The organism is Saccharopolyspora hattusasensis (genome assembly GCF_050972075.1).
In the GTDB taxonomy this organism is placed as follows: Bacteria; Actinomycetota; Actinomycetes; order Mycobacteriales; family Pseudonocardiaceae; genus Saccharopolyspora; species Saccharopolyspora hattusasensis.
Genome location: NZ_JBPCDC010000001.1, coordinates 2,626,215 through 2,643,632, shown reverse-complemented (window position 1 = coordinate 2,643,632; position 17,418 = coordinate 2,626,215). Strand labels below are relative to the sequence as shown.

Genomic DNA, 17,418 nt, shown 5'->3' with positions numbered 1-17,418 from the left:
CTGGTCACCGCAGGTACGTGTCGCCGTTGAAGTCTTCGTCTGCGGGCGGCTGCTCGGCGCGTTCCTCGGCTTCGGGATCCGGGAAGCGCTCCTGGTACGCCGACAGGACCGCGTTGACGGTCTCGGGGTCGTCGCCGACAGTGGCCGACATGACCTCGGCCACCTTGTCCCGGAGACCTGCCTGGGCCTGCCGCATGGTCGTCAGCACCGCTTCGGTGAGCCCCGCGCCGGACATCCGGCGCGCGTCGTCGGTGATCTGCAGGTCGGTGACCGCCCCGGCGCTGTCCACAGTCACCCGCACCACCCCGTCGCGGGACTCCGCGCTGGCACTGACCGCAGTCACCTGCTGCTGCATCTGCTGGTAGCGCTCGGCTTTCGCCTCGACGTTGGCCGCCCAGCGCCTGATGTTCTCCTCGGTGTGCGCGCCATCGCCGCCGAAGATCGGTTCGCTCACAAATCCCCCCAAGCCACTCGCCATGACTGATCGATCACTGATCACGCGCAGGCTAGTCGAGGGACCTGCGGAGGGTCAGCGCTTCGGCGCCAAACTGCCCCGAACAGCGGCGCCGAACTGCCCCGAACAGAGCAGCGGGAAAGGGTGTCGGCGAGTGGCGTTGACTACTCCCCGCGCTGGTGAATGAGGGTTTCGAGACCCGGCTGTGATATCCAGGTAAGAGTGACCCTCCAGCCGCTCGCGACCGCCGTCCACCGCGCCTACACCGCGGACCTGGACGCCGAGGACTTCTACCGGATGTTGCGCCTGCGCGTCGACGTGTTCGTCGTCGAGCAGGAATGCCCCTACCCGGAGCTGGACGGTCGCGACCTGGAGGAGACCACCCGGCACTTCTGGATCGACTCGGCCGACGGCTACGTGCTCGGCTATCTCCGGCTGCTGGAAGATCCCGAAGGCACCTTCCGCATCGGGCGGGTCTGCACCGCCAAGGGCGCGCGCGGCCTGGGCCTGGCCCGCAAGCTGATGCGCGCCGCGGTCGCCGAGGTGCAGCACTCGCCGGCCGTGCTGGCCGCGCAGACCTACGCCACGGACTTCTACCGCTCCTTCGGTTTCGTCGAGGACGGCGAGGAATACCTGGAGGACGGCATCCCGCACGTCGACATGCGCCGCGAGCCCCGCCGCCGCGCGTGATCGGCGCTACTGCGGGCTTGACCGCGGTCGTTCTGGTCCAGCTTTTGGCACGCTTTCATGATGGCTTCACATCGGCAGGCTCCGCCTACGCCCGCCTCCTGACCCGCGCAAGCCCGTGAGTGCTTTTGGGCGCTATAGCACCCAAAAGCACTCACGGTTGCTGACCCGACCGAACGCGGCGCCTCGCTGGGTTCACTCACGTCCAGCTCAGCGCTGGTAGTGGTCGTCCGGTGAGCACCTGCTCGCGTATTTCCACCGCTTCCGGGACAGCCCGGCCATTCGGCGCGATCCCGGCTTGCACGTGCGTTCGCGCCGGCTGGTCCCGCTAGGACGTGTTTTATAAGCGGCGGCAGCCGCTTGCGGTGTGGGACTTAACTGGCACCGCCGCGGGTTCTCAGGGGTCCTTCTCGCGAGGACAGCCCCGACGTGGTGAATTGGCATTCATGATGTCGGGGATCCCGCAGCGAGAAGGCCTCTGAGGTTCCGCTACCCGCACCCCTACGCAAACCACTTTCGAAACAGGCCTTAAATCGCCGACTCCCGGCACGCCGCGCGCCGGTGCGGAAAGCAGGGCGCTCTCCAGTGGTGCTGGTCTCCTCGGGGTGGTGGTCGGTTGGTCAGGCGGCCGGGTTCTGCGACGATGCACGGTGATCCGAATGCAAGGGGTGCGTCAGGAAGCCGGTGGGAATCCGGCACGGTCGGCGCCACTGTGACCGGGGAGCGGCCCTTCCCCCGCGAGCCACCGGGGCGACCTGGGAAGGCCGGAGGGGTGCGACGATCCGGGAGTCAGGACACTGCGGCCCCTTGTTCCCGCCACCGGGGCGTCCGCACCCCGAGGAAGGAACACCCGGCATGTCCGCTGTTCCGCGCTTTCCCTTCACCGCCGTCGTCGGCCACGACGACCTCCGGCTGGCGCTGCTGCTCAACGCCGTTCACCCGCGCATCGGCGGGGTCCTCGTCCGAGGCGAGAAGGGCACCGCGAAGTCGACCGTGGTGCGTGCGCTTGCGTCGTTGCTGCCGCCGCTGGACGTGATCGCAGATTGCCGCTTCGGGTGCGATCCGCGGGCCACGGACCCGCAGTGCCCGGACGGTCCGCACGGCTCCGCCGCGACGCAGCACCCCGCCCAGCTAGTTGAGCTCCCGGTGGGCGCTACCGAGGACCGGTTGATCGGCTCGCTCGACCTGGAACGTGCCCTGACGGAAGGCGTCCGCGCCTTCCAGCCCGGCCTGCTCGCCGCCGCGCACCGGGGCGTGCTCTACGTCGACGAGGTGAACCTGCTGCACGACCACCTCGTCGACCTGCTGCTGGATGCCGCGGCGATGGGGCGCGCGCACGTCGAGCGCGAAGGCGTCTCGGTCTCGCACGCGGCGTCGTTCCTGCTGGTGGGAACGATGAACCCGGAGGAAGGCGAGCTGCGCCCGCAGCTGCTGGACCGGTTCGGGCTCACCGTGCACGTCGCCGCTTCGCGCGAGGTGGCGACCCGGACCGAGGTGGTGCGCCGCCGCCTGGCGTTCGAAGCCGACCCGGCCGGGTTCGCCGCGCGGTGGGCCGACGCCGACGCCGAACTCGCCGCACGGATCGTGGCCGCCCGCGCCCGGGTGGACGCGGTGGTCCTCCCGGATACCGAGCTGCGCCGGATCGCCGCGCTGTGCGCGTCCTTCGACGTCGACGGCATGCGAGCCGACCTGGTGCTGGCGCGCACCGCCGTCGCGCACGCGGCCTGGCGCGGAGCCGAGGCGGTCGCCGAGGCGGACGTTGAAGCGGCGGCCAGGCTCGCGCTGCCGCACCGTCGCCGCCGCGACCCCTTCGACGAACCCGGCATGGCCGAAGACCAGCTCCAGCAGGCCCTGACGGAGGCGGCGGAGCACGCCGACGACGGCGACGACGACGGGGGCGACGAGCCGCCGGAAGGCCCGGACGGCGGCGGCCAGCCGCCGGAGGGGCCGACCGAGCCGGACGGCGGAGCCGGTGGCGGCTCGGAGGAGCACAGCGACGGTCGGGCGCCCGGGGAGCGGCCGCCGGCAGCGCCGGCCGCGGCGTTCCGGGCGCGGCTGCTGGAGGTGCCGGGGCTCGGCGACGGGGCGCCGGGACGGCGGTCGCGGTCCCGGGCGCGCAGCGGCCGAGCGACCCGGTCGTCCACTGTGGAGGGACATGGCATCCACCTGGCGGCCACGCTGGCCGCCGCGGCGCCGCACCAGGTCGCCCGCGGCCGCCGCGGTCCCGGGCTGGTGCTGCGGTCCGACGATCTGCGGCGCGCAATCCGGGAGGGGCGCGAGGGGAACCTGGTGCTGTTCGCGGTGGATGCGTCTGGGTCGATGGCCGCCAGGGAGCGGATGTCGGCGGTCAGTGGCGCCGTTCTGTCGCTGCTGCGGGACGCCTACCAGCGGCGCGACAAGGTCGGCGTGGTGACCTTCCGCGGCGACTCCGCGGAGCTCGCGCTGCCGCCGACGTCCTCTGTGGACATCGCGGCCGCGCGGATGCGGGGACTGCGCACCGGCGGTCGCACGCCGCTGGCCGACGGGCTGCTGCGGGTTCGCCGCGTGGTGCAGACCGAGCGGATGCGGGACCCGAACCGGCGGACCCTGGTCGTGCTGCTGACCGACGGAAAAGCCACCGTGCCGGTGAACCGCGAGGAGGGCGGGCGGCTTCGGGCGCAGCGCGCCGTCGACGACGCGCTGCGTTCGGCCGGACTGCTCGCCGAGGCGGGCGTGGCCTCCGTCGTGGTGGATTGCGAGAGCGGGCCGGTCCGACTCGGGTTGGCGGCCCGGCTCGCGGCCGCGCTGGACGGCCCCTGCCTGCGGTTGGAGGAGCTTTCGGCCGACAACGTCGCGGGCGTGGTCCGCGCGGTCCGGGACGAGCGGCCCCGCGCGGCTTGATCTCGTTTTGATTACGAGATTCGGCGTTCTGCCTTCTGGCCTAGCTGACTGATTGGTACGGTACTGCCGTCCACCTGACCCCCAGGGGTGGACCTCCAAGATGCCCCCGCGCTCCCGGCGACCCCCAGGCTGGTCGAGTGCGGGGGCTCTTTTCCCGGCCGGCCGGATCGGCTCGTTCCCGCGAGCTTCACCCGGCCCGGCCAGCGCGTGCCGGTTCGTTCCGCTGCTGGTAGCGGTAGCGGCACGCGGACGCGGTGATCAGCAGCGGAACCGCGGTGGCGGCGGCGATTCCGAAGACCAGTGAGTACGAACCACGCTCGACGAACGGACCCGCAGCAGCCGAAGCGACCGCGCTCCCGAGGAACAGCGCCGAGGCGAACAACGCCACGGCGGTGCCCCTGGCCTCCGGGACCACCGACGTCACCCAGGTCTGCAGCGACGAGTGCATGAACGACCAGCCGCCACCGAGCAGCAGCGCCGCGACCACGACGGTCGCGATGTTGGCGTCGGCCGTCACGACCAGGTATCCGAGCGCCATCGCGGTGCCGCCGATCGCGATCAGCTGCCAGACCGCCAGCCGCCGCCCCAAGACCTTGACCAGCCTGGAGAACGACCACACGCCAACGCCGTAGGTCGCGGTGGCGAGGCCCGCCACGGCGACGGCGACACCTCCCTGCACCAATGCCGAGGGGAGGAACGTCATGGTGCCCAACAGCACCGCGCCCTCGACGAACACCAGCCCGAAGACCAGCAGGGCCCAACGATTCCCCAGCACCGCCATCAGGTGGTTGCGCACGCCCTCGACCTGGGCGCGCTGCGGCTCCGGAAGCTTGCGGAGCCGGAAGGCGCACAGCGCGGCGAACCCGGCCGGGACCGCGAAAACCGCGCGCCAGTCCAGGAAACCGGCCAACAGCCCGCCGACGGCGGTCGCCAGCGCGGTGCCCATCGCCGACGCCGCCATCAGGTCTGAAAGGGCGGCCTGGCGGTTCTTCTGCGGCACGGTGTCGCCGACGTAGGTCAGCGAACCCGGAACGACCGCGCCCATGCACGCGCCGGTGATGGCGCGTGCCACGATCAGTGTGGTCAGGTTCGGCGCCAGCGCGGAGACCACGCCCGCCGCAGCGGCGCCGAGCAGCGTGCCGCGCATGACCGGAACGCGCCCGAACCGATCCGACAGCAATCCCCAAACCGGTTGGGAGAGGCCGTAAGCGAGGAAGTAGCCGCTTGCAGCGGCGACCGCCGCCCCCAGCGGCACCTGCAGGCCGAGCGCGATCAGCACCAGCATCGGCGTGACCGCGAAGCGGTCGAAGTTGGAGATCAGCGTGGCGGCGGACAAAACCAGCGGCGGCCTGGTCGGCATCGGGCGGCTCCTGAACGGTCGGGGCGCCCATTCATGTTCGCCGACCGCACCGTTCCAGAACCCCGTGACCTCGGCCACCATCGGGTCGGCGGCGCTAGGCCATTGGGGCGTGATCTAGGGCGGGGTATTGCGGATTTGTCTCGTATCGGCGTTCCGGGGTACGTCCAGGTGCTAGGTTCGGGCGCGCTGTGGGGCTAAACGAACTTGAGGAGAAGCGATGACGGGGCCGGTTGGGGCAGCAGCTGGGCTCGCCGCCACGAATGACGCCATGCAGGGCATCATTAGCGCGGCTAACAGTGGGCAGTTCCAGGTCGCACCGGAGGCCGGTGACGAGCTGATCAAAATCTTCCAGGGCTTCGAGAGCGAAAAGCTGCCGGAAATCAAGAGGGACCTGTACACCCTGAAGCAGCGCACCCCGTTAGGGGACAGTCCTGCGGGTCAGGCGATGGCTGAGTTCAACACGCTGGTCGCTGCTGGCGGTGACGGGCGGTCGTATGAAGAGCTGGTGCTTCAGTTTGAGCAGCGGTTCCCGCAGGTGCTTGAAGCGATCAAGAAGGGCATTCGGCTCTACCAGGACCTGGATGAGGGCAACGCCGGCTTCCGCGGCGTGCAGGCGTGAGAACGGGGTTAGTTGGTGCGTAGGTCGTGGCCGCTTGCTGGCGGCGTGTTCACGGTATTGGTCCTGGGTATGGCGGGTTGCGGGGGACCTGGGGGCGGAGGAGTAACCCCGCAACCGGGAGAGAGCGGCGAGGGCTCCCCCTCGAGCAGCGCCCAGGTTGCGGCGATCGATCCGTGCCAGACATTGACATCGGGCGATGCGACTGCTCTAAGCCTAAAAGGATCAGGTGAGCCGAAGAGGATATCGGGTGCGGCCGCCTGTGACTGGAATCTGGCGACAGGAGGGGGAATTCAGATCGTTGTCAACCACGACAAGTCGCTTGACGAGCTGAATTTCACCGGCCAGAAGGTCGAGGAGACATCCGTCGCCGGCCGGAGGGCGAAACTGGTTGCCGATAGTGTCCTCACGGGTACATGCGGTGTTTCATTCGAGACGTCTTCCGCGAGCTCGATATCGGTCGTCGGCTCCGTGCCAGCGCGACAGAATCCTGATACTGCCTGTGAGATTGCGCAGAAGGCTGCGCCACTGGTTGCTGCGAATTTTCCGAAAAACTGAATTCCGTGTTGGAGAACTGAAAAGGGTAAGGGGGAGTCATGACGTCGCCGCCGGGCGGTAGATACGAGTACGTAGCCGACTACGAGCACGATGCGTATCAGCAGGGGCAGCAGGAGTACGCGGGCGTGTCGAACATGCCGTTTGTCGGCAATGCGTTGATGGAGGCGTTGTCGCAGGCCAAAGCCAAGCAGGAGACCGCGAAGTACGGTCAGCAGCAGGCTCAGGCGTTGTCGGTTGACCAGGAGCTCCGCGACAAGCCTGGTGCGTTGGGGAACACGCACTACTTGTCCTTCGAGCACAAGGAGCTGGACAGGTTCGTCCGGGAGAACTTCGACCCGACCGCGGTTCATGACACCGGTCGCGTTTACCACGGGCATGGCCAGATGTATCTGGATCTGGCAAACGACATCCGCCAGGCCGCCGCCAAGACCCAGGAGAGCTGGCAGGGCGAGGCCGGCGACGCCATGCGGGCGCATGTCACGCAGCTTGCCGATCACATGTCGCACTCCGGTAGCGCGGCGCAGCTGACCGCCAACCAGGTCGGCATGCAGGCCGAGGCCGGGGAGCGGGCGCGGAACTCGATGCCCGAGGTCGTCGAGTTCGACATGAAGCAGGAGCTGAAGAACTACTTCTCCGATCCGAACCCGTTCACGGCCATCAGCCGTGCCAACGACATCGTGGAGAAGCAGGAGAAGAGCCAGGCCGCGCACCAGGAGGCGGCCCAGGTCATGTCGACCATGGAGACCGACTTCGGGCAGGCCGCAGCGCAGACTCCCGCGTTCGTGCCCGCCCCGCGCGGGCCTGAGGAGCTAACGAACACTCCGCAGCAGCAGCAGAACACGATCGGTTCCATCGACCCGTCGATCAGCACGTCGAGTAAGCCTTCGTCGACCCAATCGGCATGGGCGAGCCCGCACACCGCGACGCCCCAGTACAGCCCTCCGAGCACCGCGTCGGTGCCGCCGCACAGTACGACCCCGGTGTGGCAGCAGCCCACGGCGACGCCGTCGTCGGGCACGCGGTGGAATCCGCAGACCGGCCAGTGGGAGCGCCAGAACCCCTACAACGGGCGTTGGGCTCCGCTGCCGCCGAATCAGCAGCGACCCGGGCCCGGTGGGGGTCGACCGGGCGTCGGTGGCGGTGGCCGTCCGGGTGGCATGGGTGGTGCCGGTCGGGGCGGTGGCATGGGCGGTGCCGGTCGGATCGGCGGCGTCGGTGGTGCCGGTGGACAGCTCGGCGTGGGTGGTCGTGCCGGTGTCGGCGGGCTCGGCGCCGCCGGAGGTGCCGGTGCTGGTGGTACCGGTGCGGCCGGTGGCCGTGGCGGTGCCGGGATGGCCGGTGGCGGTGCCGCCGGGCGTGGTCAGGGCGGGAAGTCCGAAGAGGACAACGAGCACGAGAGCAAGTACGTGCTCGACACCGACGAGGCCTGGGAAGACCTCGGGTTGCCGAAGGTCGCGCCGCCGGTGTTCGGCGAGTAGCCGACCGGATTCGAAGTTTCGCGCTATTCCCCGAGAAGCACTGGCTTCTCGGGGAATAGCGGCATGCGCAAAGGGGAAAGAGATGATCGAATCGTTCACGCTTTCCGCGGAGGCGGCGGACATCCTCGGCGAGGATCTGCGGATCAACCTGCGGCAGTTCCCGTTCGAGATCCCGCACTTCGCCGCCACCGTCGATGAACGCGCAGGACTTCGCAAGGACGTCTGGGGAAGGCTGGAACAGCGCCGATTAGCCGATCGCGGCCGGGCCGAACCGGAGCTGGAGCAGGCGCTGAACCTGTTGCACCGGCCGGAGATCGACGTGGCGGTCACCTCCTACGACGGCAGGTCGGACGCCGTCTACCGGGCGCGCGTGGCGGTGGCCGGGCGGGCCGGAGTCGTCGCGGTTCAGGATGAGCAGGGCTTGCGGATCGAGTTCATCGACGTCCGTGGGCTCGCCCGTGTGTGCGTCGGGCTGCTGCCGGAAGTGTCGGCGGGAAAGCTCGAAGGGGGCACGATCGCAGATGGTGGTGAGCCGAAGCCACCGCGCGCGGCCGACGCCGAGCCGGATTCGTGGCTCGGGGCGGCGCAGCCGACCGCGTCCGGCCACGGTGGCGGAGAGATGCGCAAGGTGGAGAAGATCATGGCGCTACCGGTGCGGAGCGTCGGCTACTTCGTGGTGATCGGCCTGGACGCCAGCGGCCAGCCGGTCCGGCTCCCGGCGGTCGGCTGGCGGGACACCGAAGAGGGTCGCTACAGCGTCACGACGAGGCGCAACAACGACGGCGAGCGCTGGACCACCTTCGGCCCGGCGGACAGAACGCGCCTGGCCCGCTACCTCGGCGAACAGCTCGCCACCTTCCGCCCGCGCTGAGGTCGTGAGTGCGTAGCCGGGCTCCAGCTCGGCTACGCACTCACGACACCTCAGGGCACCCAGACCAACTGCATCGGGTCCTTGCGGGAGAACAGTTCGAAAGCGCTCAGCGCTGACCGGAACGATCCGCGAATCCCGCCCTCCACGGCCACGACCTCGGCGTGGTCGTGGAACTCCATTCCCCAAGCGACGACCTGCCCGTCCTTCCCGAGCTCGTCGTCGATCTCCTCGACGAGCGCGAAAACCCGCGGAGCGGACACCCGCACCAACTCCTCCACCCACTCCGAAAACGACCGCTCAACCCCGCGTGCCACCATGCTGGAACCTCCCGTGAAAATTGCTCTGATCTGCGGTGTGTGCGGTGATCGAAATCTCGATCACTGTTGTTAACCATAAAATTTGACTTAACTTGGAACAAGTCGCCTGATCGGGCAACATCGGCCTCCGCGAGACTTAAGCCGCACTCACGAAGGAGGACCTGTGGCAGAGACGTCGAGTCCGACGGTGTGGCGGCGCTGGCTCGCCTTCGAGCTGACGCGCCTGCGCAAAGCGGCGAACCTGGAACAGAAGGACGTAGCGAAGGCCCTGCGGTGCACCACGGCGAAGGTCTCCTACATCGAGAACGCCGAGCGTTCGATCATGCTCCGCGACCTCGAAGAGGTCCTGCTACCGCTGTACAGCGTCCCAGCGGAGAAGTGGCCGAAGTACGTGCAAGCAGCGCGAGATTCCCGCAAGAGGGGCTGGTGGGAGAGCTACGACTCGGACGCGCTGCCTGACTGGTTCTCCCTGTTCGTGGGACTGGAACAGGGCGCCTCGCAACTACGAGTCTACGAGGCGCAGCTGATCCCGGGGCTGCTGCAAACACGCGAGTATGCCCACGCAGTGTCGCAACGAGGCCCGGTGGAACGTGAGCAGGAGCAGATAGAGCGTCATGTTGAAGTGCGTGTGGGGCGTCAAGAAGCCTTGTGTCGCAAGGCGAAGCCACTGCGCCTGTGGGTGGTGCTGGACGAGGCCGCGTTGCGCCGTGTGGTCGGCAGCCCGCAGGTCATGCGTGATCAACTTCGCCATCTGGCCGAGTTGATGCGGAAGCCGAAAGTCACGGTGCAGATGATTCCTTTCGAGCAAGGCGCGCATCCAGGCATGGTGGGCAGATTTCAGATCCTGGACTTCCCCTGGCCCGGTGACCCTGGCGTTGCGTATGTCGAGCACCTCGGTGGTGCTGTCTACCTCGAAGGGCCGGGAGAGATCGCAGCTCATGTGATTGCATTCGAGCACCTCTGTGCTCTTGCGCTCTCCCCGGATGATTCGGTCAAGATGGTGGAATCGATCGCGAAGGAGTATTCATGATTCACAGGCTGGCGAGCCAGCAGCAGCTGACCTGGAGGAAGAGCAGTTACAGCGGTCATCAGGGCTCCTGCGTCGAAGTCGCCGCAATCCCTGCGGAGTTATGGCGGAAGTCTAGTCGTAGCGGCGACACCGGCGGTAACTGCGTCGAGGTCGCTTTCCCCGACAGGTCTGTGGCGGCTCGGGATTCGAAGGATCCCGAGGGTTGGGTGTTGGTGTTCGGTCACCCTGCTTGGTCGGCGTTCCTTGCCGCTGCTGCTCGGGGTGTCTTCGACCTGCGGTGATGGGGTCGTGCGTGATTTTTCCGGCAAGAACCGGAACTATCGCTCACGAGCCGTTCCGTTAGGGTCGGGGCATGCCTCAGGGACAGCCTTCGACCGTGCCGAACGACGGGTTGACCACTCGCCAGCGCCGCAACAGGCCGCTGGTCGTGGTGCACACCGGCGAGATGAAGGGCAAGTCCACCGCCGCGTTCGGGCTCGCGCTCCGCGGCTGGAACCAGGGCTGGTCGATCGGCGTGTTCCAGTTCGTCAAGTCCGCGAAGTGGCGCGTCGGCGAGGAGTCGGCCTTCCGCGCACTGGGACGGTTGCACGACGAAACCGGTGAGGGCGGCCCCGTCGAGTGGCACAAGATGGGCGAGGGCTGGTCCTGGACCCGCAAGAAGGGCGGCGAGGACGACCACGCCGCAGCCGCGCTGGAGGGCTGGCGGGAGATCGCCCGCCGGATCGGCGAGCAGCACCACGGCCTCTACGTGCTGGACGAGTTCACCTATCCGCTGCACTGGGGCTGGGTCGACATCGCCGAGGTCGTCGAGACCCTGCGCGACCGACCCGGGCACCAGCACGTCGTGATCACCGGCCGCTATGCCCCGCAAGCGCTGATCGACGCTGCCGACCTCGTCATGGAGACCACCAAGGTCAAGCACCCGATGGACGCCGGCCAGAAGGGCCAGAAGGGCATCGAATGGTGACCGGTGCGCTTCCGCTTGCTCGGTTGATCGTGGCGGCTCCCGGGTCGGGGCAGGGCAAGACGACGGTGGCGACCGGGTTGCTGGGCGCGCTGCGGCGCCGGGGCACCGCGGTCGCGGCGTTCAAGGTCGGGCCGGATTACATCGACCCCGGGTACCACCGGCTGGCCGCCGGCCGCCCGGCCCGCAACCTCGATCCGGTGCTGGTCGGGGAGGATCGCATCGCGCCGTTGTTCCGGCACGGTGCCGCCGGGGCCGAGTTGTCCATCGTGGAGGGTGTGATGGGGCTGTTCGACGGCCGCATCGGGCCCGGGGAGGGCATCGCGGTCGGCTCCACCGCGCACGTCGCTCAACTGCTGAGCGCGCCGGTCGTGCTGGTCGTCGATGCCAAAGGGCAAAGCCACAGCCTCGCCGCGCTGCTGCACGGTTTCCGCAGCTACCGCCCGGAGGTCCGGGTCGCGGGCGTCATCCTCAACCGGGTCGGCTCGCCGCGGCACGAGGAGGTGCTCCGCGACGCCGCCGACAACGCGGGTCTCCCGGTGCTCGGCGCGATCCCGCGCACCGAGGACCTCGCCGTTCCGTCGCGCCATCTCGGTCTCGTCACGGCTGCCGAGCACGGCGGGGAGGCGGTCCGCGCGGTCGACGCGATGGCCGACGTCGTTGCCCGGTCGGTGGATCTCGACGTGGTGTGCGCGCTTGCGCGCTCGGCTCCCGAGCTGCCCGGCCCCGCCTGGGATCCGCGCGACGAGGTGAAACCGCAGGCGAGGCCGGTGGTCGCGGTCGCCGGTGGGCAGGCATTCACCTTCGCCTACGCCGAGCACGTCGAGCTGCTCGAAGCCGCCGGTGCCGAGGTCGTCGTCCTCGACCCGCTGGGCGACGAGCGGCTGCCGGAACGCACCGCGGGCGTGGTGCTGCCGGGCGGTTTCCCCGAGCAGCACGCCGCCGAACTGTCGGCGAACACCGCTCTGCGCAAGGAAATCGCGGCGTTCGCCGCCACCGGCGCGCCGATCCACGCCGAGTGCGGCGGGCTGCTGTACCTGGCAAGGGAGCTGGAGGGCCACCCGCTGTGCGGGGTGCTCGACGCGCGGGCGCGGATGTCGCCGCGGCTGGTGCTCGGCTACCGCGACGCGGTGGCCGTCGCCGATTCAGCCGATTCAGTCCTATTCGCCGAAGGAGCACGAGTGAGCGGGCACGAATTCCACCGCACCGTCCTGGAACCCGGCAGCGGATCGCAACCCGCCTGGATCTGGCGCGGCGCGACCGGTGTCCAGCGGGAAGGCTTCGTGCAGGGCGGCGTACACGCCTCCTACTTGCACACCCATCCGGCCGGGCAGCCTGGCGCGGTCCAACGGTTCGTGGCGAGGTGCGCGTGATGCGGCTGGTCGGTGTCGGGGTCGGCCCCGGGGATCCGGAAATGCTGACCCTGGCCGCGCTGCGCGAGATCCGGGCGGCTGGCACCGTGTTCGTCCCGGTGCTCTCCGCCGACGAGCAGGGCCGGGCGGAAGCCATCGTCCGCGCGCACCTGGGCGACGACGACCGGGTGCAGCGGCTGGTTTTCGCGTTGGCCGATCCGGTGGACGGCCCGCAGGACCGGCGACGCAGGCACTGGGACGAGGCCGCCGCGGTCGTCGCGCAGCGGCTGCGTGATCAGGGCGGCACCGTGGCCTTCGCCACCCTCGGGGACCCCGCCGTGTATTCGACCTTCAGCTACCTCGCGGCCACCGTGGCCGAGCTGTTGCCCGAGGTCGAAGTGGCCACTGTGCCGGGGATCACCGCGATGCAGGCCACGGCCGCGCAAGCGGGCGTAGCGCTGACCGAAGGCACCGAATCACTCACCGTGATACCGGTGATGCGTGACGTGACCGCGCTGCGGGAGGCGCTGCGGGCACGCGGTACGGTCGTTGCTTACAAAGGCGGCCGGCGGCTCGGCGAACTGCGCACCGCGATCGCCGAGAGCGGAGCCCTGGAACGCGCGGTCTACGCCGAGCACCTGGGCACGCCGGACGCGCGGGTGCTGCCGTTGTCCGATGTGTCCGAAGTGGACGACGCGCCTTATCTGTCCACTGTGGTAGTACTTCCACCCCGAGGCGGAAGAGGAGAACAATGGTGACTGGCCGGATCTCGTTCATCGGTGCGGGACCGGGCGCGGCCGACCTGATCACGGTCCGCGGTGCCCGGCGGATCGCCGAGGCCGACATCGTGGTGTGGGCCGCGAGCCTGGTCGCGCCGGAATGCATCCAGGAGCACGCGCGCAGCGACGCGGAACTGGTCGACTCCTCCCGGCTGACCCACGAGCAGGCGCTGGAGATCTACCGCCGCGCCGAGCGCGACAAGCTCAACGTCGCCCGGGTGCACTCCGGCGACCCGTCGCTGTGGGGCGCGGTTCAGGAACAGCACGACGCGTGCGCGCGGATGAACCTGGAAGTCGAGATCGTGCCCGGCGTTCCGGCGTTCTCCGCCGCCGCGGCCGCCATCGGTCGCGAGCTCACCGTGCCGGAAGTCGCCCAGTCGCTGGTGCTGACCCGTCTGGAGGGCGGCAAGACGCCGATGCCCGAAGGCGAGAAGGTGCGCGAGTTCGCCAAGCATGGCACCACGATGGCGCTGTTCCTCTCCGCCGCGCGCACCGGTCAGCTCGTCGAGGAACTGCGGGCCGGCGGCTACCCCGACGACACCCCGGTGCTGGTGGCCTACAAGGTCACCTGGCCCGACGAGCTGCTGCTGCGCACGAACCTCGCCGACCTGGAGAAGACCGTCAAGCAGCACAAGCTGTGGCGGCACACGCTGTTCATCGTCGGCAAGGGCCTCGCCAGCTCGGGAACCCGTTCGCACCTCTACCACGCGGGGCACTTCCACACCTACCGCCGAGCCGACCCGGCCGCGCGCCGCGCGCTGCGGGCCGAGCGCCCCACCGCTGCGCGCCGCCGCGCGGAGAGCGACTCGAAGCCCGGCCCGCGCGCCGAGGACTCGGGGGAGCGGGTACGCGACTCCGACGTCGCCTGGTGGGCGGTGCGCGACTGGCAGGAGAGCGCCCGCGGCGCGGCGCGGGTCGCGGCGAACCGCGCGTCCCCGGCCCGTCGGGTCGACGCCGCGCAGTCCCAGCTGTTCACCGACGACGTGACGGCGGGCGAACGGCCTGTTGACGCCGTAGAGGCGAGTGAACAGTCCGTTCCTTCCGATGCGGGTGCTGATGTGGTTGGCAGCGATCGGCCTGTTGGTGCGGTAGAGGTGAGTGAACGGTCCGTTCGCTCCGATGCGCCCGAGCCGAAGCCGCGCCAGACCTCGGCGGCCAGCACGACGGCTACCCGGGCCACGGCGAAGGCCGTTCCCGCGAAGCGCGGCGGAACGAAGTCCGGGGCGAAGAGCGCGGCGACGAAGTCTGCGGCGAAGCGGACGAAGTCCGCGACCACTACCACTGCAGCGGCGAAGGCGACGCCCGCCGGGCGGCGCAAGTCCCCGGCGAAGCCGGATGAGCAGGGCGAGTAACGAGGCGCAGCCGCCGCTGCGGGAGCCGGACCTGCCGCGCACCGCGAAGGTCCGGCCCAAGGCGCTGCGCACCGGGTTCACCACGGGTGCGTGTTCCGCGGCGGCGGCGCGTGCGGCGGCCCAACTGCTCGCCACCGGGCACCTCCCGGCCACCGTGGACGTCCCGTTCCCGGACGGCAGGTACCGGCGCTTCCAGGTGGATTCGGGGTCGATCGGGCCCGCGACCGCAGTGGTCGTCAAGGACGCGGGCGACGACCCCGACGTCACTCACGGCGCTCGGATGACCGCGTCGGTCACCGCCCGCGATGACGGCGAGATCTTGCTGCACGGCGGCGAAGGCGTCGGCGTCGTGACCAAGCCGGGCCTCGGCCTGGAGGTCGGCGGTCCGGCGATCAACCCGGTGCCCCGCGAGATGATCACCAACGCGGTGCGCGAGGCGCTCGGCGAGCGTGGCGCGGACGTCACGATCACCGTGCCCGGTGGTGAGAAGATGGCCTACAAGACCACCAACCGGCGGTTGGGCATCTTCGGTGGCATCTCGATCCTCGGCACCACCGGCATCGTGCGGCCGTTCTCCACCGCGTCCTGGAGGTCCAGCGTCGAACAGGCGGTTTCCGTGCTCGCCGCACAGGGCGGCCGGGTTGCGGTGCTGTCCACCGGCGGTCGCACCGAGAAGGCCGCGATGCGGCTGCTGCCCGACGAGCCCGAGGTGGCGTTCATCGAGGTCGGCGACTTCACCGGTGCGGCGCTGCGTCGCGCCGTCGAGCACGGGCTGGACGAGGTCGTGTTCGTCGGCATGATCGGCAAGCTGACCAAGCTCGCCTCCGGCGTGGTGATGACGCACTACACGAGGTCCAAAGTGGACACGGCGTTGCTCGGTCGGCTGACCGGCGAGTTCGGTGGCGACCCCGAGCAGGTCGCCGAGATCGAGCAGGCCGCCACAGCGCGCCGGGCGTACGAGGTGTGGCAGCACAGCGGGCTGCTCTCGGCGTGTGCGCACCGGCTCTGCGGGCAGGTGGCAGGAGTATTGGAGCGGTTCAGCGAGGAATGCGGCCGTCGGCTGCGTGTTCGGGTCGCGATGGTGGACTTCCAGGGCGAACACGTGGTGGCGGCCACCGAGGCAAGGTGGGTGACGTGGCAGTCACGGTGATCGGGGTCGATGGTGGGGATCTGCCGAAGGGCGGTGCCGAAGCGCTGGAGTCGGCACGGCTCGTGGTCGGCGGCAGACGGCACCTCGAAGCGCACGCGCCGGAACACGCGCGCAAGCTCGAACTTGGGCCGCTGGATCCGGCGCTGAACGCCTTGTCGTCGCTGTCCGGTGACGAGCACGGCGTGGTGCTGGCCTCGGGTGATCCCGGCTTCTTCGGCGCGGTCCGAGCGCTGCGCGAACGCGGCATCCGGTGCACGGTGCTGCCCTCGACCTCCAGCGTGCAGCAGCTGATGGCGCGCGTCGGCCGCTCCTGGGACGACGTCGTGGTGGTCAGCGCGCACGGCCGCGACCTCCGCCAGGCGATCAACGTCTGCCGCGCGCGACCGGCGGTGGCGGTGCTGACCGCGCCGAAGGCCGGCCCGGCCCAGATCGCCTCCGGGCTGGCCGGTTGGCGCCGGACCATGGTCGTCGCCGAGGACCTTGGCGGGCCGAACGAGTCGGTGGTCACCATCGAACCGGCCGAGGCGGCCAAGCGCACCTGGTACGAGCCGAACATCGTGCTCTCCCTGGCGGATCTGGACGACGTGCCGCACCGGGGCTGGATCGCCAGCGGCGAGCCGGTACCGCCGGCGACCGGCTGGGCGCTGTCCGAGGACGAGTTCTCGCACCGCGACGGCATGATCACCAAGGCCGAGGTGCGGGCCGTGGCGCTGGCGAAGCTCGCGCCGAGGCCGGGGACGCTGGTCTGGGACGTCGGGGCGGGATCCGGTTCGGTGGCGGTGGAGTGCGCCCGGATGGGCGCGGCGACGATCGCGGTGGAGTCCAACGAGGCCCAGGTAGTGCGGTTGGTCACCAACGCGGCGAGCCACGGCGTGGACGTCCGGATCGAGGAGGGCGCGGCGCCGCAAGCGCTGCGCAACCTGCCGCGGCCCGACGCGATCTTCGTGGGCGGCGGCGGCACCGAGGTCGTCACGGCGTGCGCGCACGCCGGAGCGTCCCGCGTCGTGGTTGCGCTGGCGGCGCTGGACCGGGTCGGGCCGACCCGCGACGCGCTGCGGGCGGCGGACTACGAGGTGGAGGGCGTGCAGCTGTCGGCGGCAAGGCTGGCGGAACTGCCCGACGGCGCGTCCCGCCTGGAAGCGGCCAACCCGGTCGTGCTGATCTCCGGATACCGGAAACAACGCTGACCCCATGTCCTCCCGTCATCATCCCGTCATCCCGTCCTCCCGTCGGGCCGTCCTCCCGTCCTCCCGTCCTCCCGTCCTCCCGTCCTCCCGTCATCCCGTCGGGCCGTCCTCCCGTCGGGCCGCAACTTCAATGGAAATTGCACCTTCGATTTCAATGGAAATTGCGGACCGTCGGCGTGTCGCGCCACGACACGCCGACGGCTGTGGACAACTTCCGCAATTTCAATGGAAATCGGAGACGTGATTTCAATGGAAATTGCGGTCACCGTGGTCTGGCCCATGCAGGCGGGGACCACGCAGGCGGGGACCACGCAGGCGGGAACCACGCGGGTGGCAACATGCGAAGGCGCTCGTTGATGAAAGCAGTCGACCAGGTAGAGGAG

Annotated in this window: 17 protein-coding genes and 1 riboswitch; of the genes, 14 read left to right on the top strand and 3 right to left on the bottom strand. The window is 69.7% G+C overall.

All coding sequences use genetic code 11. The features are described from left to right. Positions 1 to 4: 4 nt before the first annotated feature. The gene (locus tag ACRXBZ_RS11685) at positions 5 to 454 is read right to left on the bottom strand and encodes a YbaB/EbfC family nucleoid-associated protein (RefSeq protein ID WP_433879140.1); all 450 of its coding nucleotides are present in this window, start codon (positions 452 to 454) and stop codon (positions 5 to 7) included. A gap of 222 nt (positions 455 to 676) precedes the next feature. Here ACRXBZ_RS11685 and ACRXBZ_RS11680 point away from each other — a divergent pair, with 222 nt between their 5' ends. Next, a complete protein-coding gene (locus ACRXBZ_RS11680; protein WP_433879139.1) occupies positions 677 to 1,144 on the top strand; it encodes a GNAT family N-acetyltransferase in 468 nt (155 codons plus the stop codon). A gap of 671 nt (positions 1,145 to 1,815) precedes the next feature. After that, positions 1,816 to 1,941, top strand: a riboswitch (cobalamin riboswitch). 55 nt (positions 1,942 to 1,996) lie between these two features. Then, positions 1,997 to 4,021, top strand: a complete 2,025-nt coding sequence (locus ACRXBZ_RS11675; protein ID WP_433879138.1) for a putative cobaltochelatase — start codon at positions 1,997 to 1,999, stop codon at positions 4,019 to 4,021. A 187-nt stretch (positions 4,022 to 4,208) separates the two neighbouring features. Here ACRXBZ_RS11675 and ACRXBZ_RS11670 read toward each other — a convergent pair whose 3' ends face one another. After that, complete coding sequence (locus ACRXBZ_RS11670) at positions 4,209 to 5,381, bottom strand: MFS transporter (RefSeq protein ID WP_433879137.1); 1,173 nt, start codon at positions 5,379 to 5,381, stop codon at positions 4,209 to 4,211. A 217-nt stretch (positions 5,382 to 5,598) separates the two neighbouring features. Between ACRXBZ_RS11670 and ACRXBZ_RS11665 the strand changes: the two genes are divergently transcribed. From ACRXBZ_RS11665 to ACRXBZ_RS11650, 4 genes are all read left to right on the top strand, one after another. Next, complete coding sequence (locus ACRXBZ_RS11665; RefSeq protein ID WP_433879136.1) at positions 5,599 to 6,000, top strand: hypothetical protein; 402 nt, start codon at positions 5,599 to 5,601, stop codon at positions 5,998 to 6,000. A 69-nt stretch (positions 6,001 to 6,069) separates the two neighbouring features. After that, positions 6,070 to 6,555, top strand: coding sequence for a DUF3558 family protein (locus ACRXBZ_RS11660; RefSeq protein WP_433883856.1), 486 nt, complete (start codon positions 6,070 to 6,072; stop codon positions 6,553 to 6,555). A gap of 38 nt (positions 6,556 to 6,593) precedes the next feature. Next, positions 6,594 to 8,033, top strand: a complete 1,440-nt coding sequence (locus ACRXBZ_RS11655) for a hypothetical protein (protein ID WP_433879135.1) — start codon at positions 6,594 to 6,596, stop codon at positions 8,031 to 8,033. Between the two features lie 82 nt (positions 8,034 to 8,115). Next, positions 8,116 to 8,904, top strand: coding sequence for an ESX secretion-associated protein EspG (locus tag ACRXBZ_RS11650; RefSeq protein ID WP_433879134.1), 789 nt, complete (start codon positions 8,116 to 8,118; stop codon positions 8,902 to 8,904). Between the two features lie 50 nt (positions 8,905 to 8,954). Here the strand turns inward: ACRXBZ_RS11650 and ACRXBZ_RS11645 are convergent, their stop codons facing one another. Continuing rightward, positions 8,955 to 9,221: a hypothetical protein gene (locus ACRXBZ_RS11645; RefSeq protein ID WP_433879133.1), complete on the bottom strand. Its 267-nt coding sequence runs from the start codon at positions 9,219 to 9,221 to the stop codon at positions 8,955 to 8,957. Positions 9,222 to 9,408: 187 nt separating this feature from the next. Here ACRXBZ_RS11645 and ACRXBZ_RS11640 point away from each other — a divergent pair, with 187 nt between their 5' ends. From ACRXBZ_RS11640 to cbiE, 8 genes are all read left to right on the top strand, one after another. Then, positions 9,409 to 10,251: a helix-turn-helix domain-containing protein gene (locus ACRXBZ_RS11640; RefSeq protein WP_433879132.1), complete on the top strand. Its 843-nt coding sequence runs from the start codon at positions 9,409 to 9,411 to the stop codon at positions 10,249 to 10,251. Beyond that, positions 10,248 to 10,532, top strand: coding sequence for a DUF397 domain-containing protein (locus ACRXBZ_RS11635; RefSeq protein ID WP_433879131.1), 285 nt, complete (start codon positions 10,248 to 10,250; stop codon positions 10,530 to 10,532). The genes ACRXBZ_RS11640 and ACRXBZ_RS11635 overlap by 4 nt, the downstream gene beginning before the upstream one ends. A 71-nt stretch (positions 10,533 to 10,603) precedes the next feature. Then, on the top strand, positions 10,604 to 11,218 hold the full coding sequence (cobO, locus tag ACRXBZ_RS11630; protein WP_433879130.1) for a cob(I)yrinic acid a,c-diamide adenosyltransferase: 615 nt from the start codon (positions 10,604 to 10,606) through the stop codon (positions 11,216 to 11,218). Further along, positions 11,212 to 12,588 (top strand): cobyrinic acid a,c-diamide synthase CobB, encoded by a 1,377-nt coding sequence (locus tag ACRXBZ_RS11625; protein ID WP_433879129.1) that lies wholly within the window; start codon positions 11,212 to 11,214, stop codon positions 12,586 to 12,588. Before cobO ends, ACRXBZ_RS11625 begins: the two co-directional genes overlap by 7 nt. Further along, the gene (cobI, locus tag ACRXBZ_RS11620; RefSeq protein WP_433879128.1) at positions 12,588 to 13,325 is read left to right on the top strand and encodes a precorrin-2 C(20)-methyltransferase; all 738 of its coding nucleotides are present in this window, start codon (positions 12,588 to 12,590) and stop codon (positions 13,323 to 13,325) included. The genes ACRXBZ_RS11625 and cobI overlap by 1 nt, the downstream gene beginning before the upstream one ends. After that, on the top strand, positions 13,319 to 14,698 hold the full coding sequence (cobM, locus tag ACRXBZ_RS11615; RefSeq protein ID WP_433879127.1) for a precorrin-4 C(11)-methyltransferase: 1,380 nt from the start codon (positions 13,319 to 13,321) through the stop codon (positions 14,696 to 14,698). The genes cobI and cobM overlap by 7 nt, the downstream gene beginning before the upstream one ends. Beyond that, on the top strand, positions 14,682 to 15,848 hold the full coding sequence (locus ACRXBZ_RS11610) for a cobalt-precorrin-5B (C(1))-methyltransferase (protein ID WP_433879126.1): 1,167 nt from the start codon (positions 14,682 to 14,684) through the stop codon (positions 15,846 to 15,848). The genes cobM and ACRXBZ_RS11610 overlap by 17 nt, the downstream gene beginning before the upstream one ends. Further along, entirely contained in the window at positions 15,833 to 17,035 is a 1,203-nt protein-coding gene (gene cbiE / locus ACRXBZ_RS11605) for a precorrin-6y C5,15-methyltransferase (decarboxylating) subunit CbiE (RefSeq protein ID WP_433879125.1), read from the top strand. The genes ACRXBZ_RS11610 and cbiE overlap by 16 nt, the downstream gene beginning before the upstream one ends. The last annotated feature ends 383 nt before the right edge of the window (positions 17,036 to 17,418 follow it).